A 23,961-nucleotide genomic window follows, 5' to 3' on the forward strand; every position below is an offset into this window, starting at 1 on the left:
ATTATCTAATTTTTTGGGAAATATGGAAATACAAAATACTTATTAAAGGAGAATAAAGATGAGAAAACCTCGTAAACGTTCATTTCAGGAACTTGTATTAGAAAATAAAATGCAATTACTAAAGGATAGAGAAGCGATTGAAAAAATTGAGGAACGGTTAGAAAGAAAGCATTTGAAAAAAGCTCGTTAATGTAGAAATTACCATCAATTCTACTTGTTCTTTTGAACAAACTATGGTAGAAGGAGATGATATGATGAGTAATCCTAAAAAAGACAGCAAACACTTTGTACCGAGTCATATTGGAACTAAATCTAGAAGCTTCGGCGGGAACAAAGGAAAGCAAATGCAGGATAAATCAGGACAACATGCTCAAGTAATACAAACAAAGGGCGAATAAATCCTTCCAATGGAATAAAGGAAGAAGAATAAAAAGCAATGGCTTCTTTTTTAATTGAGGCTATTGCTTTTTTGTTTTTTATAATTGAGTTACACATTTTCAGGGATAGTATATTGCATCCTGCATATATTAATGGTTATTAGATTAACACAGTGTGAAAAGTACATAATCATTAACGAAAAAGAAGGAATATGTTAGTATTAATAAGGAATTAAATTTATTAAGAGATGTGAATGTATTGAATAACGAGAAAATAATTACAAATAGAAAATATCCAGAAATTTTCCTGATAGAAAAGGAATTTGAAGAACATGGATTTGTACAGGATGAAAAGAAAATTTTAAATGAAATACAAAAATTAACTGAGGCTGAGAATGGAAAAGAAATCTCTCAGTTATTAACGATTGCTGCCTTATCAAGAATGCACATCAATCAAGAAGATACGATCGCAGTTGCCTGGCTAAATAAAGCGATTGAGCTGGATGAAGAGAATAAAACAGCTCAAAAATACCTTTCCCAATTCGATTGGAAAAATTTCAGCGGCTTACTGGATTCACTGGTCTTTCCTAATATTCGCGAAACGGATAATCGGACCGCCAAACGAAAAATCGCTGAGCAATATATTAATAATTGCCGCTCGTTTTTAGAACAGATGGATGAGGAAGCTGTCCATCTGCAAAATCAGAAAAAAAATGCCTCCTTATATGAAAATGTGGAAGCTCTTGCAAAATATGAAGCAATTGAAGAGTTATTACAAAAGGTAATGGAGAAAACTTCTCAGTTATTAAAATCAGCTGAAGAGTATGAAGAGTCTATTAGTGGTGTTTTTCACACATCGATTTATTATGAGAGTGTAAAAAAATTAATTGAAGAACTGACTGAATTAAAAGATGAATGGACAAGTCTATTTGTAGAAGAGGATGAGGAAGACAACAAGACTCTTTCCTCTTTAGAAGAACTGCAGCAAATGATTGGGTTAGATGCTGTAAAAAAAAGAGTTCATGATTTTTATCAATTTTTGCATTATCAAAAATCTCGGAAAAAGCTAGGTTATAATATTCAAGATGAATTAAGCTTGAATATGATCTTTACTGGAAATCCAGGTACTGGGAAAACTACTTTGGCAAGGTTGATGGCAAAAATTTATCATGAATTAGGCGTACTGCCAAGCGCTGAAGTAGTGGAAACTGACCGTTCTCAATTAATCGGCGGCTTTATGGGCCAAACAGAGGAAAATGTCCGTTCTGTTGTAAAACAAGCGGTTGGCGGTGTCTTATTTATCGATGAAGCCTATAGTCTAAAAAGAGAGGGTCAGTCTGGAAATGATTATGGCCAAACAGCAATAGATACTCTTGTATCTTTAATGACAGGTTCAGAATTTGGTGGTAAATTTGCTGTCATTTTAGCGGGATATCCTGAAGAAATGCGCCAATTTTTGGACGGGAATCATGGTTTAAGAAGTCGGTTTCCTGCTTCTAATATGATTCATTTGCCTGATTATACACCATCGGAATTATTGGTGATTGGAGAAAGAATTGCTTCTGCGAATGACTATGTCATGACAGAGGACGGAAAAAAGGCATTGCTAAAAAGGCTTGAGAGAGAACAAGTTGATGAGAGCTTTGGAAATGCTCGAGCTGTTCGTAATATTGTGCTGGATGCAATATTCAGCAAAGGCTCTCGCAAAGCAAACGAACAAGAAATATTTAAATATACACTATTGCAAGAAGCTGATTTTGTTTGTGAAGAAGAGGACAAACAAATTGATCCTGCAAAAGAGCTTAATGAATTGATTGGTTTGTCAAAAGTAAAAGAGGAAATAAAAAAAATTATTGCGCTTGTTAAAGTGCAGCAATTAAGACAGGCTAAAGCCAAAAAGAATCTGCCTATTCAATTGCACGCTGTCTTCACGGGAAATCCAGGTACCGGTAAAACTACTGTTGCTAAATTATACGCCCAGTTTCTTAAGGATTGCGGAATATTAAAAAGAGGTCACTTAGTTGTTACAAGTAGAGCTGACTTTGTTGCCGGCTATGTTGGTCAATCAGCTATCAAGACAAGAAAAAAAATAAGAGAAGCGCTTGGCGGGGTGCTATTTATCGATGAAGCATATTCCTTAGTAGGAAATAGCGGTCAGGATTTTGGTAAAGAGGTCGTTGATACATTAGTCATGGAAATGACAAAGCACAATGAGAATTTAGTTGTTATTCTCGCAGGATATCCGAATGAAACAAATACTCTATTACAAAGCAATCCAGGATTAACGTCAAGGTTTAAAAAGTTTATCCATTTTGAAGATTATTCTGCAGCAGAATTAGTTGAAATCATGCAGTTATATGCGGGTAAATACGATTATTTATTATCAACTGATGCAATCCAATTACTGCAAAATATGCTGCCGACTGTTTCTACAGACGGAAATGGACGATTTGCAACTAATTTAATCGATGAAGCAGTTCAATTACAGGCTTTACGATTATCTGAACAATTGGAACAAGGAATAGATGCAGATGTTTCTACAATAACTGCTGAGGATATCGAAAGTGTGCTAAAAGAGAAAAAGAAAATCGATGAATAGGCTGGGGACGAATATGGATGGACAATTAATTACTTTATCTCCAGAAGGGATATAGAATTGTATTATGCTGATATCGATATGATCGGGGTCTCGTTAACCAATGATATAAAAGGATAAGTTTCAAACAATTAAAGCATAAACCTTGATATATAGGGATTTACAGGCGTTTCTTATGTGGTTTTTACCTTACTGTTTTTTCCTAACTTATCCTGAATTATTCAAATAATTAACAAATTGCTGTGATTAAGGACCATCCATGATAATCACGGTGACAACAAGTAGTAAAAAATATGCGTCGATTTGTTTATCTATTCAATGTTAGTCTCTAGAAGGGACATAGTTGTAGGTGTGGGGAGAGCTTAGAAGGGTGGCATTTCTTTGTTTTCTGAGAGTGAATGGAGAAAAATAAACGTAATATTAAGAAATGGAAATCGTGAGGAAGAATTTGTGGCCTATATGTATAAGAAAAAACTGAGGCTGAAAGAGAAAAAATAAATAACTTATATTAGGTACACTTTCATTATTGGGCAAATGAAATACTCACTCGTAGAACTCCTTAGCCACAGACTTAAAAGAAACAGATTTTAAATCGATCTTGATGCGTTTGAAGGTATATATTTGCTCTTGGTACGTCTTAGTATTAAAAATTTAGACAAAAAAAAGTAAAATAAATACAAATCTAAAGAGCCTGCAAGAATATTATGGAGAAAGTCAGATAGAAACAGGGTGAAAAGTGAAGATGAAATGTAAAATTAAAATAAGTATGGTGTGTGGATGGAAGTGTTAGAGTTATTTTACAATTGGAGTGATTAAATGGTTATAAATGATATTTACCTAAGAAGAAAAAACAAATTACTATTGAATATAGGTAATGAAAAAACTCCACAGAAAAACTACATTGCGACAATATTATTAAACATTGATAATTTGGGATTTACATTATCGAAAAATATTATTGAAATCCTATATACATATTCCACAAGTCAATTAAACAGTTTCTACATTGCTTTAATTAAAAATTTAAAAGAGTTAGTAGGAGCTAACAAACAATACAATCCAATGTATCCTAACTTTCCTCACCAAGTAATGGATGCAGATAACTCCGAGTTATTCATTAATGCTATTTTTCATTACTGGTCATTTGGATCATTACTTCCTAATTATAAAAAAGAAGAGAGATTACCATTATATGATATAACAACCAAGAAAGTAATAGAGATAGGTACCGAGGAAGAATTTGAAAGTATTTTTATAAATCTATTATCTTCTAAAACTTCTATTTCTGAAACTGATAAAGAGGATTTAAGATGGTTTTTCAATGAATATCCTGACAAAGTTAACAATATCTTACCTAAAGAAATACCTTCAAAAGAAAATTTAGCTTTGTTATCTAAATTGTTACTGCATAATAACATAAATACTTCTGTATTATTTGATTATGTAAAGATAGCTACTGATGTATTAAGAATTGCAGTTGCTATGTCAGAAGGAGATATTAGTTTAGCAACTAATACAAAGTTTAAAAGTTTCAAACGTAAGGAAAGACGTTTATTAATGTCCTTATTAGAAAATTGTTCTAATATTGAAGAGGATATGAAACGATATAAGAATAGATGGATTAGATTAGGTGAAAGATTACATCCTACAGAATTCAAAAGATATGAAAAAGTAAAAGAGGCTTTTACTAAGCTGAGAAATAATCAACCAATTCAAACATTTAATGGTGTGTTAACTGATGCGTTAGAAAATAATAGAATGGATCAAGCATTATCTTTATTAGTGAAAAGACCAGGGGAATTCGCACGTAAATTAGATCATTTAATAAGGTTGCATACTAACCCAAATGTAATACTAAATGAATTTAAAAATGTGGCGGATAGTGTTGAAACTACAGTGCTATTGCAAGTTAGAGAGCACTTTAAAAATAGAAATAATCAAAAAGAGAAAAGAACATTTTTCCCTAAAGGTAATGTTGCTAAATTATTTGTCATAGATAATAACCTTCCTGAGATTGAGGAGAATATATGCAATAGCATAGTACAAATCTGCGAAAATAGTTTAGTAAATGAGTATAAGAAAAGGGACTATCTTGGTAAGGTTTATCTAGATGAATCATTAAAAAATTATCTTGTGCCTTTTTCGCAACGGTCAGCAAGTAAATCACTTAAATCAGTAGTAAGAGGTTCAAAATTAGATATAAGCGATTCAACCAGTACTATTCGCTCCTTTATTTATTGGAAAGAAAATAATTTGGATAGGGCAGATATAGATTTGTCTGCAGTAATGTATGATGATAATTGGAATTATTTAGAGCATGTGTCCTATACAAATCTGAGATCATCAAAGTATAAAGCTTTTCATAGTGGGGATATTACTTCAGCTCCTCATGGAGCAAGTGAATTTATCGATTTAGAAATTGATTCTGTTAGAAAATTTGGAGGAAGATATATAGTACTTTCAATTCAATCCTTTACTGGTCAAACTTTTAGTGAGTTACCCGAATGTTTTATGGGATGGATGGATAGGGAAAATCCTAATTCTGGAGAAATTTACGAACCTAAGACAGTCGAGAACAGAATGGATGTAACTTCTGAAGCTAGAGTAAGTATACCTATGATAATCGATCTTCATGAAAACAAAGTGATATGGACAGATATAGCACTTAGAAACAATCCTGATTATTACAATAATGTGGAAGGTAATAAAATAGGTATGGTATTAATGGGTAAAGCAATGACTACTTTAATTAAACCTAATCTTTATGAGTTAATAGAATTGAATATTAAGGCAAGAGGGGAAAAATGTGATAATATAGAAGAGGCAGATATTGTATTTTCTATAAATCAAGGTGTTACTCCTTTTGACCAGGATGTAATTGTGTCACAATATTTATAAGTTAAAATTGGGCTATTGCTCGTCTTCCTTCTATATCCATCTTCCTGAATTAGATGAGCAAATTCCCCGATTGTATAATTAAGGCTATGTTATATCTTCCTTCAAACTACAATCTGTGTGAATGAATTAGATATGACAATTTCCTTTATAAAGGTTAGGGTGATAATAGCCCTGACCTTTTATTGAATTGGATTTATTTAAAAGATGTAGTATTATGGATAATATTCGGTGGTACTCCTTTCTTTGTTTTGAAGCAGTAAAAACCAAGGAATCGGACTACTTAAAATGCTTTCTAATGAAAAATTAAATTCTAGTTGATACCATTTACATACATAAAATGAGTAATATTATGACTGTATTAAAAGAATTTGTTGAATAAATAAAAAAGAGAAAGTGTAAGTCGCTATTATAAGTAATTTAGTTGATGAATTTATGAGACTAGGTGAAAGAGTTATTTAATAAAACAGCTTATATATAATTGCTGGACAATAAAAATCTTTTTAAGAACCTATGGTCATATATTACATCAATTGGCATATCTGATGCAGTTGCGAAATTTAACGTTATCACAGAGTGATAAAAATGGTGATTATTTTATAAAAAGTTGAGTAAAGGAAGTGCTAGAAACCGTGGTATATGTGAGTTCTAGGAATATTGAATTATATTATGCTGATACCGATATGATGGGTGTTATTTATCATGCGAATTATCTTAAATTTTTTGAACGAGGAAGAACAGGTTTAATTGAAGATCTTGGGTATAGTTATTTAGAAATGGAGAATAAGGGGTATTTCGCCCCTGTATATGATGTGTATGCTCAATATAAAAAGCCATTACGCTATGGAGATCAGGCAAAGGTGAAAACCTGGGTAGAAACAAATGATGGCATAAAAACTGTATACGGATATCAGATTATTAATCAGGACGATGAAGTTTGTGTAGAGGGTACTACTACGCATATTATAGTCTCAAAAGAAACATTTAGACCTAAATCGTTTAAAAAGATGTTTCCAGAATGGTTTAATAAATATGAAGAAATTAAAAAGCAACCATCTGACAAGTAAGAATAGCAAAAGGGGGTTGCGATTATGGCCTTTGGTTTGAAGAAAAAGGAACTGATAGAATGGAAAAGAAAAATCGATAATGGAGAAATTGCTTTTTTAACTCATTATTGGCTGGATGATCGTTTTCCAGGCTGTAAGACTGTTACGAAAGTTGGCTGTGCGGATCTGGAGAAATTAAAAAACTGGGGAAAGAAATATGGCTTAAAAGAGGAATGGATACATTATCGGCATGACGGCTATTCTCATTTTGACCTATTAGGCGACACACAAAAGAAGATTTTAAAAGAAGAAGGAATTGACCATCCTTTACAATAGAGAAATAGTTTTTTTACACTTGATTAAGATAAGGCTGGAAAAAATATGTTGTTAAAAAAAACAGTGAGACACTTGATGTATCTCACTGTTTTTTTAAATTTTGCCCCTAAACAACAATTGAACTTATTGAGCATGACGATATTCTGGTTCATTTGCAACTTCATTGAAATCTGCAAATAGATCATGATCATCAAAATACCACAAATCTTTTTCTTCGATATAGTAATGGATACCGTCTTTTTCTGTTTCTACCCCAATGTTAACTGGCTGCTCATTAGAAATTCCTAATGAAAATCCTTGCTGAACAGTACTGCATCCACCATAACGTGCAAAGAAGCGTACATAGTCACCGTCTTTTAACATCATTTCATCTTTATACCACTCAGCTGCTTTGTCACTAATTACAATTTTCATATTAACACCTCTTATGAATTTTGCTTCGACTACTTGAAGCATTTTAATTCTATTCCTAATTATAAGTTCATTATAAAGGAATGGATGAGAATTATCGAATATTTGAATTTAAGATAATTTCAAAAACATTCCTAAAGAGCTGTAAATTTTACTTTACTCTGCTTGTCCCTCTTTTTGCATATGCTCCATGATTTCTTTATAAATAGAAGGACTATATTTATTAATTGCATGCTCTGAAACTTGTAATGGATACATCTTATAATCTTTTTCATCCTTACTAGAAACAAAAGTGGGATAGAAAGAAGGTGCGTCCATTGTAATAGATGTCTGCTTTCCTAATTGCTTTTTCTTGACTGTAACAGTTACCATTCCACCAATATCCCGATACTCTTCGTCCTGACCAGATAAAAAGTTTCCTAATGAATAGACTACTAATCCTTTATGTCCATTTTTACCTTTTACCCACTCGATTGGCTGCAAAACATGTGGATGACTGCCGAATATAATATGCACACCTTCATCTACTAGAAATTGTGCCAATTCTTTTTGCTCATTAGATGGGAACCGTTGGTATTCATTTCCCCAATGAATCATCATCACGACAACATCTGCTTCTTTTTTTGCTTTTTGGATTTCACTGCTCATTCTTTTTTTATCCAATATATTTACAATATATTCTTTTCCTTCGGGAATAGGGATTCCATTTAAGCCATAAGTATAGGCTAGATAAGCAACTTTGATGCCCTTTTTCTTCAAGACAACGACTTTATCTTGATCATCCTGAGACAAGTAAGTTCCAACATGAGGGAGACCAATTTGATTTAAATAATCAAGGGAGAGCTTTTGTGCATCAACTCCACGATCTAGGGCATGATTATTAGCCGTTGTGACAATATCGATGCCTGCTTTTTTTAAACTATCAGCAATTTCATGTGGACTATTGAAAGCAGGATATCCGGATAAACCAATCGATTCTCCGGCAACAATTGTTTCTTGATTTGCTATTAGCAAATCAGGTTTCTTTAATTCGCTTGTTATATTATCTAGCATTTTATCAAAATTAAACCGATTTCCTTCTCGTGCATCATTGTAGACACGATCATGGATTAAAATGTCGCCGATTGCAGCTAATGTAATTTCGCTGGATTCTTCTTTTGCTAAATTTCCTTTGTCGCTTCCTGAATTAGGACGCACTTCTTTATAGGCAGAAGATGAATGGTCTATTGTATATGTAAGTATTATGCCGATTATACCAAAAAGAAGAAGGAGGAAAACGAATAATAGATGTGTTTTTTTCTGCATAGCTAGCCTCTTTACAATTCTAAATTTTATTTATTTCTTTACATTTAATAGCATACCAAAAAAATACTAGTTTGTAAGGAAAATAGGAGATTTTTACATAAAATAGGCATTCAGTAACTTTTTTGTGTCGTACATACTTTAAGAATTATACAACGGAAAAAAGATACTCATAGTTGTACCTTTCTCTCGTGAACTAATGATATTCATCTTTCCATCATACTTCTCAACTAGTTGTTTACACACATATAGACCCATGCCTGTTCCGTTTTTTTTAGTTGTTTGCAGTGGTATAAATAAGTTTTTTAATTGTGCTTCCGGTATTCCGCATCCATTGTCTTTAATCTCAATAACTAATTGATTTCTTTGTTTTCTTGTGGCTATTGTTACTTCTTTTGGAATAGATGAAAGATTTTCTTTTGTAGCTTCGAAAGCATTTTTCACTATATTAACTAACACCTGTGTTAAATGTTGTTTATGGCCCTTGCATAAAAGTTCGTCAGTGGAAAATCTTGTTATTAGATTTATGTCTTTTAAATGAGCCTCACTTTTAAAAATAGGTATTAAATTTAGGAGTAATTCGTTTATAGATAATGGAGTGATATCGTCTGCTTGTTGTTTGGAAAGCGTTAAAAAGTCTGTGATTAACTCATTTGCACGTGTTAATTCTCCAAGAGCGATATCGGTGTACTGATGAATAAGTTCGACATTATTTGTTTGTTTGATTAATTGAAGGAAGCCACTTACAGAAGTTAATGGATTACGCACTTCATGTGTAATACTTGTAACCATTTTGGCAATATTTTCACTGTAAGTGGTGGAAAGAGAGAGTGATTGCAAACTATCTGTTAGTGCTTCCATGGTTGCTGATTGTTCTTGCAGCTTTTCCTCCACATGCTTCCATTTATTGATAAAACATTTAAAAGTTGCGTCAGATACATGAAAAGATGTAGCGGGTAAGTTCATTTTGTATTCGCTCCTTTAACAATTATAGTAAAAGGTATGACGAAATAAATCATTTTATGTCAAATAAATATTCGACCAAGAAAAAAAGACCATAATCGGTCTTTTTTTCTTATAACCAGTTTACTTTTGGCTCTGTTTTATTAATAATTCGTTTAATATTCGCTCGATGTCTATAGACAACAAAAATTGTAAGAATCGCCAGGATGATAATGAGTAATTTATCTTCCCATAGAATAAAGGAATATATTAATCCCGCCAAACCAGCAATCATTGAGGACAGCGACACATATTTTGATAAATAGAGCGAAATAAAAAAGACCGCAACAATAATCAAGAATAAGATAGGTTCGTGTCCAAGAAGAATTCCTGCTGAAGTAGCAACTGCTTTTCCTCCCTTGAAACCTGCAAAAATGGGATACATATGGCCAATAACAGCAAATACTCCGATTATAAGCGGATTAATATCTATTTCCACATCCCAAATAAGTGTGACCAACAGTGGGAGAACTGTTGCAATTGTTCCTTTCAGTATATCGGAGATTGTAACAGCAAAGCCTGCTTTTTTTCCAAGAACTCGAAATGTATTTGTACCACCTAAGTTGCCACTGCCATGTTCTCGTATATCTATATTGTAAAAGGATTTGCCTATTATTAGTCCAGAAGGAATAGATCCAATTAAATAAGCGAGTATAATTAAAAGTCCAATAATCAATTTCGTATTCTCCTTCACGTATGTATACTATTTGCCTTTATATTGTACCATGTAATTGCGAAAACTCATCATTTTTTCAAAAAAAATTATCTATATATCTTGCCACTAATGGTAAAAATTAAAGGGAAATAAGTTGGATTTTGTTGAGAAGAGGGGGGGAAAAGATGAAACAATTATTCTTTTTTCTATTCATTATTTTTATCATTTTTTATAGTAGTACCATTTATCACCATTTGAAAAAACCACTGCCAAGGGGATTGTCAATGGAAGGCGTTATTCATCAGGTGAAGGATGTTGAACTATTAACAGATTTAACCTACAAAAATAACCAAAAGAAAAGAATGGTTCAGCATGAAATAATTAATTCCATGATAAAGGAAGTAGAGAAAGCAAATGAATTTATCATAATTGATATGTTTTTATTTAATAAAGATACAAATGAAGACCAGCAATATCCAAAGTTAGTAGAAAAGTTTACAGAAGTGTTAATTAAGAAAAAGCAAGAAAAACCAATGATAAATATTATTTTTATAACGGATAAAATTAATACTGTGTACGATTCTTATCCGTCAGAAGAATTTAAGCAATTAAAAGAAAACGGAGTGAAAGTGATAGAAACAGAGCTGAATGACTTGCGAGATTCTAATCCACTTTATTCTGGCTTTTGGCGTATGTTTGGACAGTGGCTAAAAACAAGAGGAGATGGTCATCTACCTAATTTGCTTGCAAAAAGCGCTCCAAAAGTAACAGCTATATCCTATTTAGAATTACTTAACATAAAAGCAAATCATCGGAAAGTCATAATTACCGAAACAACAGCGATTATCTCGAGTGGTAATATTCATAATGCAAGCGGTTATCACTCTAATGCTGCCTTTAAAGTGCATGGGAATATCCTTAACGAATTGCTAAAAAGTGAGGAGAGTGCAGCAAGATTAAGTGAACCGATTGATTTGCCGAGAATAAAAGAACAAGCTGAATCGAAAAGTGCTAATGTGAAAATTCAATTATTAACTGAAGGGAAAATTGGTAAGCATATACTACAGGAAATTAAAAATACCAAAAAAAGCGAAACGATTTGGATAGGCATGCTCTATTTAGCAGATCAAAAAGTAATCAAGGAAATAAAGGCAGCTGCTAAAAGAGATGTAAGGATATATATAATATTAGACCCAAATCAAAATGCATTTGGCAATAAAAAAATTGGCTTACCCAATATCCCAGTTGTTGCTGACCTAAGAAAAGCAAAAGCCGCAAAAAACATTCACATTAAATGGTATAACACAGGAAAAGAGCAATTTCATCCGAAACTCTTATATATAGAAAGATTGAAAGATAGAGAAAGTATCATTATAAGCGGTTCAGCCAATCTTACGCAAAGAAATCTTTATGATTTTAATTTGGAAACAGATATAAAAATAATTGCCAACCATAAAGAAAAAATTATGAGAGAAACAAAGACCTATTTCCAAAAATTATGGGGAAATGAACAGGCTCTTTTTACAAAAGGGGTAGATAAGCAAAAAAACTTCCCCATGTTTCGCTATATTATTTATCGTTTGCAAAGGATACTAGGTTTTACGACTTATTAATTTAATTAATAATTTCTGACCCTTTTCAAATAATAATATTACGGAAATGGAGGGAAAGATAATGAATAAAAAAGAAATTTTAACTTCATCAGAGCTTGCAACATTATGGATGACATATCAAGAAAAAACAATGTTTCTTCGAGTCGTTGAATATTTCCATGCTGTTAATGAAGAGAAGAAAGAGAAAAACTTCTATGAAAGTCATTTAACCAAGTTAGCAAAAGAAATAAAGAAAATAGAAGCGATATTGATAGCGGAAGGTGCAGTTATTCCACATGGATTTTCTGACCAAGATGTAAATAAACAAGCTCCACCTTTATTTCAACCAACCTTTGCCTTGCAAATCGTAAGAATGCTCGCAGAAATAGGCATGGGACTACATGCTTTACATTTAGCAAGATCCTATCGAAAGGATATAATTCGTTTATACCAAGAATTATCAGTTACAACCCAGCATTGTTATGAAGAATGTACAGAACTGCTAATAGAAAAAGGAGCATTAAGCCGCCCACCTCAAGTCGCAATGCCTGAGCAAGTAGAAGTGGTTGTTAGTACGGAGTATTTGAAAGGCACAAAGATATTAGGAGATAAAAGGGTTTTAAATACGGTAGAGGTTTCTTTTCTCTATCAATCGATTGAAAGCAATAGTATTGGTCAACAATTAATAACTGGTTTTGCTCAAGTAACAAAAGATCCTGAGTTAAAAAAATTTTTTACGGAAGGAAAAGAACTATCCAAAAAAATCATTGCGAAACTTTCCAAGAAATTAACGGATGATGATATACAAGTTCCCTTAGGGTGGGTTGGTAGTCCAACACTTTCCACGACTGCCCCATTTTCCGATAAATTAATGCTATATTGTATAAGTTTATTTTGTAGTTTTGGACTTGGCAGCAATGCTATTGGTACGACCTTCAGCTTACGCAAAGACTTGTCAGCAACCTTTATTCCACTTATTGCAAAGATTTATGATTATGGAGTACAAGGTGCAGAGTTAATGGCAAAAAAAGGATACACAGAAGAGCCGCCAGCAATGGAGAATCGTCAAAATTTAATAAACAGAAAATAATTCATTCCTATTTAAAGGGAATTGCATTTTACTTATCAGTATATAGAAATAGTGCTATGATTACCATATAGATGATCTTGTTAAAGGGAGATGGCACTATAGTGACTGGATTTTTCAGTTTGGAAAAAGATTTAGCACAAAAAATAAATAAACTTATGGAAATGAGCAGGAGATTTTCAGAAAGAGCAAAGGAAATAGATGAAACTGCATCATTTCCCTTTGATAATGTAAAAGAATTACAGGAATCAGGTTACACAAGTTTAACCATACCAAAGGAGTTTGGCGGACAAGAAATCTCATTATATGAATTGGTAAGATTACAAGAAGTGATTGCCCAAGGCGATGGATCTACTGCTTTATCCATCGGTTGGCATATGGGAATCGTAAGAAATATCCAAGAAGCAAATTGGAATAAAGATACATTAACAGAGGTATATGAGAACCTATTATCTGGTTCCTTAATTAATGGAGCTGCGACAGAACCGCAAACTGGCAGTCCCACTAGAGGTGGAAAACCACAAACTACCGCAGAAAAAAAGGGCCAGAGTTGGGTTATAAATGGACATAAATCCTTTACAACGATGTCTCCTGTTTTAGATTATTTTCTTGTAACGGCATCCATAAATGATACAGACGATGTAGGGAATTTCTTAATTCCTAAAGAGTGTAGAGGCATTCGTATAGAAAACACATGGGATAGCATTGCTTTAAGAGGAACAGGAAGTAACGATGTTTATTTTGAAAATGTGGAAATTCCAGCTCGTTATTTTGTCGAAAAATTAGATAGTCGAAAAAAAATTAATCCCTGGCTTCTGCATATTCCGGCATGTTATATAGGAATCGCTGGTGCTGCACAAAAAGAAGCAGTTACTTTTGCGAAAAACTATTCTCCAAATAGTATTAAAGGAACAATCAGCGATATTCCGAGCGTAAGATCCAAAATAGGGGAAATAGAGTTAAAAATGCAAACGGCTAAACACTTTCTATATTCCGTAAGTAAAAAATGGGATGAAGCAGATAAAGAGCAGCAATCCCATATGCTGCCAGAATTAAGTGCTGTTAAATTAGTGGTCACGAATACTGCCATTGAAGTGGTAGATATAGCAATGCGTATCGTCGGCGCACGCAGCCTTTCTGCAAAAAGTCCGCTTCAGCGCTACTACCGAGATGTACGCGCAGGCTTACATAACCCACCAATGGATGATATGACGATTGAGCAGCTGGCACGAAAGTCGATAAATGAATATTAAATAATATTTCAAAGAAATCTGGGAAAAAACCTATCTATCGCAAAAGTCGAGCGTCCTTCTCTGCATGTCGCTATTTTTTAAGGTTGTTCAGTGTGCGAATAATTACCGCCAATTTCTTTGTGGAAAGAATAAAAATCCCGAACAATTATACAGAATTTTAATTGAAAACGACGGATAATTAACTGGTTATAAATGACGGCTGGAATACTAATGTCCAGCCGCCATAAACAGATGTTTAGCTAACTTTTTCCCTATCAACTTTTATTTTATTTGTCCGATAATGGCGTAGAAAATGATTTTCTATTTTAAATGAACCATTTATGTATCTTTTTAATCCAATCACTGCCAATTCCTCTATCAAAATTAAACCAAGAAAAGCATAAATGAAAATACTCAATAAAAATCCCTCCTTCAGCAGGTTTATAACTTCTATTTCAATTCCTTTTTTTCCGAAAATCAAAACAATGGACTATCATAAAATAATATGAACATCTATATTTTTAAGAACATAAATATAAATAGTAAATTCCAATAAAAAAATAGTGCAAAACGATTGAAAAATATAGAAGAATAACGCATAATCAAATCTTGAATAATCATTTTTATGAACATTAAACACATTTATGTAAAAAGTGTTTTATCTATATAAGATATAAAATAAACATATAAAGGGAGATGGAAGATGAAAATAAGAGTTTCTGCCGTACAATACAAATTAGAAAACATTAAGTCATTTGAAGAATTTGCTAAACAATGTGAGCATTATGTTCGAACAGCGCTTGAATTTGGTGCAGAATTTGTTTTATTTCCTGAATTTTTTACAACACAGCTGTTATCTATGGGAGATGAAAATAACGCCTTAACAATCAATGAGCTCCCTGGATTTACGGAGCAATATCAGGAATTATTCAGATCATTTGCTGTGGAAACGGGAATGCATATTATCGGTGGAACTCATGTTATTCGCAGAGAAGATAAATTATTTAATGTAGCTCATTTGTTTTATCCAGATGGAAGAATAGAAGAACAAGCAAAACTTCATATCACACCTACAGAAGAATATGAATGGAATATGGAAAAAGGGGACTCCTTCCGTATTTTTGATACAGATAAAGGAAAAATTGCCATTCTAACTTGTTATGATATTGAATTTCCAGAAATTGTCCGTATGGCAAAAGCAGCAGGAGCAGATGTGATTTTTTGTCCATCTTGTACAGATGATCGTCATGGTTTTCATCGTGTTCGCTATACTTGTCATGCAAGGGCCATTGAAAATCAAGTATATGTAGTTGTAACAGGAACAGTTGGAAGCTTAACGAATGTGGACTTTATGCGAGCCAACTTTGGGCAGGCAGCAGTCATTACTCCTAATGATATCCCATTCCCCCCACAAGGAATTCTCGTTGAAGGGGAATTAAATAATGATATGATTGTAACAGCAGATTTAGATCTTTCCTTATTATATGAAGTAAGAGAAAAAGGTTCTGTCACAACATGGAGAGATAGAAGAACAGATCTTTATCCAGACTGGAATTCGACTGTGGAAGGATGATTACTGCATGATCTTTAGTGAGTTTTTTCTTTATGATGAGGAAAAACCGATTCGATGTACGGTCCGAAATTATCAAGAAAGAGATTTTAACGAACTAAGTGCTATTCAAGCAGAATGTTTTCCTGCCCCGTTTCCAGAAGATCTCTGGTGGAACGATGAACAATTAGCAAGTCATCTTGCTTATTTCCCACAAGGGGCAATCTGTGTGGAAGTGGAGGGAGAACTTGCTGGATCATTAACAAGTTTCCGTACAATTTATGATCCTGAACATTCCCAGCACACATGGGGGAAAATAACCGATAATGGCTATATTACCACACATGATGAGAATGGAAATGCATTATATGTAGTCGATATTAGTATCCGGCCAAAATATCGTAAGCTCGGTTTAGGTAAAGTGCTAATACAAAGTGCCTATTATTTAGTTATACACTTAGGCATAGAGCGATTGCTGGGCGGTGGAAGAATGCCAGGTTACAGAAAAGTGGCCGACAAACTTTCTCCCGCAAAATATTTAGACTATGTGATGGCAGGCAAATTGCAAGACCCTGTTCTAACGTTTTTACTGCGATGCGGAAGAACGCCAGTAACGATATTGTCTAACTACTTGGACGATGAAGATTCTTTAAATTATGCAGTATTAATGGAATGGAAAAATCCCTTTCAAAACATATAAAAATAGCGAATGTCTTATTTGATCTTTGAGGAGTGAATAGATTACTCCTCTTAAGATCGAGTGAGACATTTTTTATATACGGCTTATGGTGGAGAAATTCCCTGCTAATAAGAAAACACCTACCAATAATCGGATAATAGTCTAGAATTCCATATTAAAAACTCCTCATTCAAAATTTGTCTTAAGTTAATCAATTTCCCCATTCCTATAAAAATCTCATAACAAAATATCCTCTAACTATTGACACTTACGTTGCGTAATTCTTTACAGTAGCAGTTGAAGGAGGTACAAAAAGATGAATAGGAGAGTAAAAAGAGTAGCTGAAAAGCGGGATATAATTTTCCATAAACTTGCAGCCTTTGTGATCTATCTCCCGAATCTAAAAAAGTATAAGTAAAATTAATGAATGGTATGGCATTTTTAATGAAAAACTTGCCAAATACTATCCTGCTCCCTTTATGGATAGGTCCAATCCATATTAAAACGATTTATCAAAAACATTAATCAATATGGTAATGGATTAGCAAAATTTACGACTGAAGCGATAAGTATTCAGATAATAAAAAAGGTGGTAACAATGAAAATAGTAATCGAAAATACAACCGAGCAATATGAAAAGTTGTTCTCTATGGAGGATGAAAAAGAAAACTACTTTCGGTATTCCATGATGAAACCTTTTGAAAAAATGTGGAATACTATTAATGTTCCTTTAAAGGCTAATCAATCTAATGGATATGACGTAATAATGGCTGCAAAAATGCTTGGATATCTTGATGTTACGAAAACCGAAATCGGAAAGATAGCGTTAGAGAATCTAAAGAAGATTCATGCACTTCAAACGGCATATGATACCTTGAATCACTGTACTGATTTTATACAAGAGAAGAACTTAGAAATAAATAATGATGAATTGAAATTTGGAATGTATATTGCTGATCCTAAAAAGCTAGAATTACAAAAAGGTTATTGTGGCTTTGGGGGAATTCCAGGGTTTATTCAAGTGGCAATTTTCCCTAACTCCTATAATATACCTAAAATCCCTGCTGTCATTGCACATGAATTTCATCATAATCTCCGTTTTTCTTATTTTGATTGGGATCATGGTAATGTTACAGTTGGAGATTACCTAATTATAGAAGGTTTAGCAGAGTCATTTGCAAAAGAGTTATACGGAGAAAGCAATTTAGGTCCTTGGGTTACTTCTTTTCATAAAGAAGATTTAGAATACTCAATCGGAATAATAAAAGATGCAGTAAATGTTAAAGGCTTTGCTGAGGTTAGCAGTTATATGTTTGGTGACACCATTGCAATAGAACAGGGATATCAACCTGTTGGGCTATCACCGTTTGCGGGATATGCAGTTGGATACCAAGCAGTACAGTCCTTCATGAAAGCTAATAATGTGGGGATAAGAGAAGCAACCTTACTTAGTGCAGAGGAAATACTAAACAATTGTAAACTGTTTTCCTGATATCGTTTTTATCTATGAAGGGTGGGACATAAGTATTTCAATCAAATATACCCCGATCAATTATACGTACACACTAAAAAATATTCGTATAATTGTTCGTGGTTTTATTAATTTTAGAAAGAAGGTTTGTGGTAATCATCCGCAGCGTGAATACACTTCGCTTTCCATGGGGCGTGTGCCAAGCCTCCCAGCCACTTTTCTTGTTTAAGCAATTCATAAATGATTCTATTTGAAAAATAACCAATACGTTAAAGGAAAAGAAATAATAACCAATATGCTCAATCTACTATACTTTAAGATTCTTGATTGGAAGGAGAGTAAACCTGATTATAGATTCTTAGTAGAGACTACTTTTCTATCCTCTCCTCATTGCCAAAAATATCCGTACAGTTGCTAATTACAAAATTTTTTATAAAGTCCCTGAATCATTTTATTTAGACGTTGGTTGAGATTACACTTTTGAAGCCTTTAGAGAAAGAGTGTATTTACTTAGGTTAACGTAAAGTTAAAAAGAAATCAAAAACGTTGTAGTTACTTTCGGAAAAATATAACGAATCACTTCCCAGGAGGGTTAAAAACTGTTTACGAATGGATCTATAAAGAAATTTATGGTGCTGACTTTTCCATCTTGGCTAATGCTATGGAAAAGTGTATATTTTAACCCTCTTTCCACATTATTTTCCGATTACCATATAGATTGTAATTTCTTTTATTTAAAAAGCTTCTTATATAGAAAGAAGCAGCATAAAGGGGGAAAAAATCTTTTAGCATTAAAACGGGGTAAAAAAACGTAAAACAAAAAATAATATTTGACATGTAATTAATTAAGTTATATATTATTAAATGGTTAATAATTAAGAAGTTAAACATTTATTTGTAAAGTAATTTAAGAAAGGATGGGGGATAGGTGCATAATGGCGAAGAGCTTTTTGAAGTCGCTGCGATGTTTGGCAATTTTATTAAAAATATAACTAGTGACTTTAATAAAAATAGCAGTGATTTAAATATTACTCAATATAAATTGCTTTTTCATTTAGATAAGGTAGGATCCCTTAATGTTTCAGATCTCGCCAAAAGCGTACACATTACTAACGCTGCTGTAACAACCATAACTGATCAGCTATTGGCGGATGACTATATTACAAAAGATCGATCAAAGACAGATCGAAGGGTAGTCAATATTACCATTACCGATAAAGGAAGAACTATCGTTAATAATATGAAAAAAGAGCAGCAGAATAAAATGAAGGAACACTTTCACAAGCTAACAGAGGAAGATATTCAACATTTAAAACGTATCTTTAAATTATTAAACGAGAATTTCTAATATTTTATAAAGAAAAGAGAGAATGCAATGGAACATTTAACACAAAAGAAAAAGCTGTCGATTATGATTGCAATCATGGCAGCGATGTTTTTTGCAGCGATTAACCAAACAATCGTTAGTACTGCAATGCCGAAAATCATTTCGATCCTTGATGGGATGGACTATTATACATGGACCATTAATATTTATATGCTCACATCCACAATTGCCACAGTGCTTGTTGGAAAGCTATCCGATATGTATGGACGTAAGCCGTTCTTATTAATTGGGATATTATTATTTATGGTTGGTGCTTTCTTAACAGGTACTTCCAATGACGTATTTCAATTTATTGCATACCGCGGTATCCAAGGGATAGGTGCTGGTATTATTCAATCTTCCGCTTTTACAGCAGTTGGTGACTTATTCCCGCCTCGTGAACGTGGAAAATGGATGGGATTATTAACGGCTGTATTTGGTTTCTCCAGTGTACTTGGCCCTCTATTAGGAGGATACTTAGTTGATCATTTAGATTGGCACTGGTTATTCTGGATTTTCCTACCAATTGGAATTATTGCATTTGGTATGATTATGGCACTATTCCCTAAAGTAGAAGGAAACGGAAAACAAAGTATTGATTACATTGGATCCTTATTTATGACTGTCGCAATTGTTCCATTATTATTGGCCTTTTCATGGGCAGGAACAGAGTATGCATGGGGATCCGTACAAATTCTCGGATTGATTGCAGCAAGTATTGTTTTTGCTATTGTGTTTGTATTGGTGGAAAAGAAAGCAAAAAATCCAATTTTACCATTACATCTATTCAAAAATAATATTGTTACTGTTTCTAATATAATTGGTTTTATTATGAACTTTGGAATGATGGGTGCCATGATTTATCTATCTTTCTTCGTTCAAGGTGTATTAGGGATATCTCCTACTTATGCTGGTTATGTAACAATGCCAATGTCTATTGTTATGGTTATCTCAAGTACCATTATAGGTCAGTTAATTTCAAAAACAGGGAAATACAAACGTTTTGCCTTAATCGGGGTTCCAACAATGATCGCTGGTATGGCCATTATGATTTTTATGAATAGTGTACCAATGGCGATTTTAAGTATGATTGTATTTGGTTTGGGACTAGGTATTGGTATGCCGGTATTTTCAATTGCTACTCAAAATGCCGTTTCCCATAAAGAATTGGGGGTAGTAACTGCTTCCACTCAATTATTCCGTAATCTAGGTGGTACAATTGGTATTGCGGTCATGGGTACAGTTATGGCAAATAATCTTAAGACAAACTTGCAAGATACGATGCAAAACTCGCCAGTAGTAAAAGATTTAGCAACGTTAGATCCGAAAGTAACAGAGCAAATGGTTGGTTTCGCCAATCCACAAGCATTGATGAATAAACCATTACTCGAACAGACAGAAGCAAATTTACCTGCAGATGTACAACCAATATTTGCGCAAATGATTCAAGGAATCAGAGATGCATTAGGAGATACATTATCAACGGTATTCTTAACTGGAACCATCGTCCTAGTTGTTGCGTTTTTATTAGTTTTCTTCTTAAAAGAAATTCCTTTACGAACATCTAATCAAGCAGCTCCTGAAGAAAAGAAGGAAGAAGATATCGTTTTAAATAGACAAAAATCTTAATACAAATGTGATTTTAGGCTGTCTCCAATAATTATTGGAGACAGCTTTTTATTTGCTTATTTTAGGACAAAAATACAATTCATACCCTATTTTTGGAAAAACCAGAAGTTTTCTCGCACAACCTTTTTTCTGTTATAATAAGTTATAGTATTAGAATGAAAAAAGTAGGGATGTTAAATGAAAATTATCTGTTTTGGAGATAGCTTAACAAGAGGTGTCTCATTTGTAAAAGGTAGGATAAGAATAATTAAAGACAATTATCCCGCTTTACTTGGAAAATTATTTGCCTTAAATAATTCAGAAGATACAATTGTCTTAAATAAGGGTGTATTTAATGATAATTCTGATTTATTACTAAAGCGATTGGAAAAGGATGTGCTTTCTGAGGAGCCGAATTATGTTTTATTAAACGTAGGCGGGAATGATTGCAATTTTCAATGGCAAGAAGTAGCCGAGGATCCTGATAGTAATCATGAGCCGATTGTTCCGATTAATCAATATATCGAAAACATTGCTCAAATGGTCACAAAAATGAAGCAATCTAATATCACGCCAATATTGTTAACTTTGCCACCACTGGATCCAGTCAGATATTATAAATCAATTGCAGATAGATATGGTACAGCAATTAGTCATTGGATTAGCTGCTGTGGCGGGATAGAGCATTGGCATGGTTTATATAATTTTCATTTAAACAAATTAATCGAGCAATTAAATCTTCCAAGTATAGATGTTCGCTCAGCTCTTAAAAAGGCTGGGAATATTGCTGATTTCATTAGTGATGATGGAATTCATTTAAATGCTGAAGGCTACAAGAAAATGAGTTATTTTATTTTTGAGGAGATGAACCGATTAACCGGCAGTCATCAAGAACAATTATCGTAACTTGTCTTTTTTGCAAGAAAATAGTGGAATTAGTTTTCATATACACTGGCTATGGAAAATTTTGGAATTTGCGATAAGATAATGGGACAAGCAGTCATTAATAGGTAGATTTAAATAGTGGAGGAAATACAGATGAGCACATTGTACGAAAAAATAATTGAAGTTTTGCAACAAAAAGGCCCGACAACCCTTTCCGCTATTTTTAATGAATTAAATAGTTATTTAGGAGAGGAAGATACACCTATTTCTATGTCCTCCATAAAGTCTGTACTTTCTCGAAAAAAAGACTTGTTTGAGGTTTATGATGATATAGTATCGATTCATCCAGCAAAAGAAATTACAAAATTAATTGTTGAATATAAAGTAAATCAAGAACATTCTTTCAGTATTCATATTGATTTCGATCTTCGCAACTACTTAATTCAAGAATGGAGTCAGTTTCCGATTGTGATCCCACCGGTTTTTAATAAAATTGAGCCGGAAGAGTTTGATGCTTTAAGGATGGAATTATATCGCTTAAAAATGTGGGATTGGGAAGAAGAGCTGCTAGGAATTGAAACGGTTAAATGTACTGCTCGATTGGTTACTGTGACCACGACTTATACGGTTGATTTAGTGAATATGCAATCGAAGGAATGGAGACAGCTGCAGAAAATGATTTCTCTTTTTACCGATTTAGAATTATTGCTTAAATAAGTTAAATCGATTTGGAAGGATGATTGATAAATAAACGCAGTTTATTGTCCTTTGAAAAATGCGGTTATCTAAAGAGGATAGCCGCAAACATTCATTTATAATAGGAATAAAAAAGCCAACAATTATATGCATCTCTGTATAATTGTTGGCTTTATTTTGTTTAATATTTAGAAATGGTTTGTTTTCTAGATTGTTTTATACGAGCCATTAGGTGCAAAATATAGGGAGTGTTTAGCGATACATAGTCCATAATCCAATATCTTCAAAGCCAATTTTTTTATAAATTTTACCAGCATCAGGATTATCGTAAAATAAGCAGACAAACTGTTTTTCATCTAATACATCATTAACTAGGGCCGTCATTAGCTTGCTTGCCAATCCTTTATTTCTGTAGTCTTTATGTGTACAGACGCCGACAATCATTGCTGAATGGGAATTTTCTGCTGTAGTGGAGACAGTTGATATAATTTCTCCTTTATCGTTTTCAAGAAAATATGTCCGCCCGGTTTTAGTCTCGATCGCTTTCTTGAGCATATCTCTTGAATCATCTGTTGTAATAAATTCATCAATAGAATTGCGCAATGCGACAATGCGATCAATATCATTAAGACTAGCCTGTTTGATCATTTTCGTTTTTTCAATTTTTCGTTTTTTGCCGCATTGAGCAAAATAAGTTACTCTTTTCCTTCCTAATTTTAAAGAAGGATGGTTTTCAAATTTTTCTACTAAATCCGCTCTTCCTGATAGTGTTACTGGATTTGAATTGGTTTCCATTAGAGCCGCAAAAGCTTGGACGTCAAAATGATCTTTATCGACAGAGTAAAATATATAGCTTTTATAATATTTGAGAAGCACTGCTTTTATCTCTCCGCTCTGGAATTCTCCCCAAAGTCTTTGAAATTCTGAATGATACCCAAACGCTTCAATATCGCCAATAATAAAAAGATTCATCGAAGGGTCTTGAAGTAAAAATTTCATCACCTCAGCATGATCTTGTTCTGTAAGTTCTCGAATCATTGTATGACCTTCTTTCTGCTTTCTGAAAATAGTTAATTGTAAGTTTATCATAATATTAAGAATATATATAGATGTGAAAGGGTAAAAATGGATAATTATTATATGTATTTTACAGTGTGAAAGAGATAGACGAAGTAA

General features: G+C 33.2%; 22 protein-coding genes. 16 read left to right on the forward strand and 6 right to left on the reverse strand.

The genetic code is table 11. From position 1 onward, the window contains the following. Positions 1-58: 58 nt before the first annotated feature. From MHH96_RS17185 to MHH96_RS17210, 6 genes are all read left to right on the forward strand, one after another. Complete coding sequence (locus MHH96_RS17185; RefSeq protein ID WP_031540139.1) at positions 59-190, forward strand: FbpB family small basic protein; 132 nt, start codon at positions 59-61, stop codon at positions 188-190. A 64-nt stretch (positions 191-254) separates the two neighbouring features. Next, on the forward strand, positions 255-398 hold the full coding sequence (locus MHH96_RS17190) for an acid-soluble spore protein N (RefSeq protein WP_016205356.1): 144 nt from the start codon (positions 255-257) through the stop codon (positions 396-398). Positions 399-636: 238 nt separating this feature from the next. Next, complete coding sequence (locus MHH96_RS17195) at positions 637-2,976, forward strand: AAA family ATPase (protein WP_328283656.1); 2,340 nt, start codon at positions 637-639, stop codon at positions 2,974-2,976. Between the two features lie 813 nt (positions 2,977-3,789). Further along, positions 3,790-5,871, forward strand: coding sequence for a TerD family protein (locus MHH96_RS17200; RefSeq protein WP_061798907.1), 2,082 nt, complete (start codon positions 3,790-3,792; stop codon positions 5,869-5,871). Positions 5,872-6,488: 617 nt separating this feature from the next. Then, on the forward strand, positions 6,489-6,935 hold the full coding sequence (locus MHH96_RS17205; protein ID WP_268876323.1) for an acyl-CoA thioesterase: 447 nt from the start codon (positions 6,489-6,491) through the stop codon (positions 6,933-6,935). Between the two features lie 24 nt (positions 6,936-6,959). Further along, positions 6,960-7,250: a hypothetical protein gene (locus tag MHH96_RS17210; RefSeq protein WP_047943517.1), complete on the forward strand. Its 291-nt coding sequence runs from the start codon at positions 6,960-6,962 to the stop codon at positions 7,248-7,250. A 123-nt stretch (positions 7,251-7,373) separates the two neighbouring features. On the opposite strand, the gene MHH96_RS17215 is transcribed toward MHH96_RS17210, so the two are convergent. From MHH96_RS17215 to plsY, 4 genes are all read right to left on the reverse strand, one after another. Next, entirely contained in the window at positions 7,374-7,664 is a 291-nt protein-coding gene (locus MHH96_RS17215) for a HesB/YadR/YfhF family protein (RefSeq protein ID WP_047943542.1), read from the reverse strand. A gap of 153 nt (positions 7,665-7,817) precedes the next feature. After that, positions 7,818-8,966 (reverse strand): CapA family protein, encoded by a 1,149-nt coding sequence (locus MHH96_RS17220; protein ID WP_047943518.1) that lies wholly within the window; start codon positions 8,964-8,966, stop codon positions 7,818-7,820. Between the two features lie 138 nt (positions 8,967-9,104). Beyond that, positions 9,105-9,929, reverse strand: coding sequence for a HAMP domain-containing sensor histidine kinase (locus tag MHH96_RS17225; protein WP_341117751.1), 825 nt, complete (start codon positions 9,927-9,929; stop codon positions 9,105-9,107). A gap of 109 nt (positions 9,930-10,038) precedes the next feature. After that, positions 10,039-10,641: a glycerol-3-phosphate 1-O-acyltransferase PlsY gene (gene plsY, locus MHH96_RS17230; RefSeq protein WP_047943520.1), complete on the reverse strand. Its 603-nt coding sequence runs from the start codon at positions 10,639-10,641 to the stop codon at positions 10,039-10,041. A 164-nt stretch (positions 10,642-10,805) separates the two neighbouring features. Between plsY and MHH96_RS17235 the strand changes: the two genes are divergently transcribed. From MHH96_RS17235 to MHH96_RS17245, 3 genes are all read left to right on the forward strand, one after another. Then, a complete protein-coding gene (locus MHH96_RS17235) occupies positions 10,806-12,233 on the forward strand; it encodes a phospholipase D-like domain-containing protein (protein ID WP_047943521.1) in 1,428 nt (475 codons plus the stop codon). Between the two features lie 61 nt (positions 12,234-12,294). Beyond that, positions 12,295-13,302 carry a DUF3231 family protein gene (locus MHH96_RS17240; RefSeq protein ID WP_061798902.1) on the forward strand — a complete coding sequence of 336 codons (1,008 nt, stop codon included), beginning with the start codon at positions 12,295-12,297 and terminating at the stop codon, positions 13,300-13,302. Positions 13,303-13,457: 155 nt separating this feature from the next. Beyond that, a complete protein-coding gene (locus MHH96_RS17245; protein WP_061798997.1) occupies positions 13,458-14,552 on the forward strand; it encodes an acyl-CoA dehydrogenase family protein in 1,095 nt (364 codons plus the stop codon). A 235-nt stretch (positions 14,553-14,787) separates the two neighbouring features. Here the strand turns inward: MHH96_RS17245 and MHH96_RS17250 are convergent, their stop codons facing one another. Next, a complete protein-coding gene (locus tag MHH96_RS17250) occupies positions 14,788-14,949 on the reverse strand; it encodes a hypothetical protein (RefSeq protein WP_156485421.1) in 162 nt (53 codons plus the stop codon). Positions 14,950-15,234: 285 nt separating this feature from the next. Here MHH96_RS17250 and MHH96_RS17255 point away from each other — a divergent pair, with 285 nt between their 5' ends. The 7 genes from MHH96_RS17255 to MHH96_RS17285 all read left to right on the forward strand — a co-directional run bounded on the left by MHH96_RS17255 (position 15,235) and on the right by MHH96_RS17285 (position 22,806). Continuing rightward, the gene (locus tag MHH96_RS17255; protein ID WP_047943523.1) at positions 15,235-16,104 is read left to right on the forward strand and encodes a carbon-nitrogen hydrolase family protein; all 870 of its coding nucleotides are present in this window, start codon (positions 15,235-15,237) and stop codon (positions 16,102-16,104) included. Positions 16,105-16,111: 7 nt separating this feature from the next. Then, positions 16,112-16,780, forward strand: a complete 669-nt coding sequence (locus MHH96_RS17260) for a GNAT family N-acetyltransferase (protein ID WP_061798900.1) — start codon at positions 16,112-16,114, stop codon at positions 16,778-16,780. Between the two features lie 577 nt (positions 16,781-17,357). Next, entirely contained in the window at positions 17,358-18,251 is an 894-nt protein-coding gene (locus MHH96_RS17265) for a DUF2268 domain-containing protein (protein WP_061798898.1), read from the forward strand. Between the two features lie 907 nt (positions 18,252-19,158). Continuing rightward, positions 19,159-19,578, forward strand: a complete 420-nt coding sequence (locus MHH96_RS17270; protein ID WP_053215745.1) for a MarR family winged helix-turn-helix transcriptional regulator — start codon at positions 19,159-19,161, stop codon at positions 19,576-19,578. A gap of 27 nt (positions 19,579-19,605) precedes the next feature. Further along, on the forward strand, positions 19,606-21,225 hold the full coding sequence (locus MHH96_RS17275; RefSeq protein ID WP_047943526.1) for an MDR family MFS transporter: 1,620 nt from the start codon (positions 19,606-19,608) through the stop codon (positions 21,223-21,225). A 177-nt stretch (positions 21,226-21,402) separates the two neighbouring features. Beyond that, positions 21,403-22,110 (forward strand): SGNH/GDSL hydrolase family protein, encoded by a 708-nt coding sequence (locus MHH96_RS17280; protein WP_061798894.1) that lies wholly within the window; start codon positions 21,403-21,405, stop codon positions 22,108-22,110. Positions 22,111-22,242: 132 nt separating this feature from the next. Next, positions 22,243-22,806 (forward strand): hypothetical protein, encoded by a 564-nt coding sequence (locus tag MHH96_RS17285; RefSeq protein ID WP_047943528.1) that lies wholly within the window; start codon positions 22,243-22,245, stop codon positions 22,804-22,806. Positions 22,807-23,037: 231 nt separating this feature from the next. Here the strand turns inward: MHH96_RS17285 and MHH96_RS17290 are convergent, their stop codons facing one another. Beyond that, positions 23,038-23,823: a GNAT family N-acetyltransferase gene (locus tag MHH96_RS17290; protein WP_061798892.1), complete on the reverse strand. Its 786-nt coding sequence runs from the start codon at positions 23,821-23,823 to the stop codon at positions 23,038-23,040. Positions 23,824-23,961 lie beyond the last annotated feature (138 nt).

Source organism: Niallia sp. FSL K6-0212, from assembly GCF_038007605.1.
In the GTDB taxonomy this organism is placed as follows: domain Bacteria; phylum Bacillota; class Bacilli; order Bacillales; family Cytobacillaceae; genus Niallia; species Niallia circulans.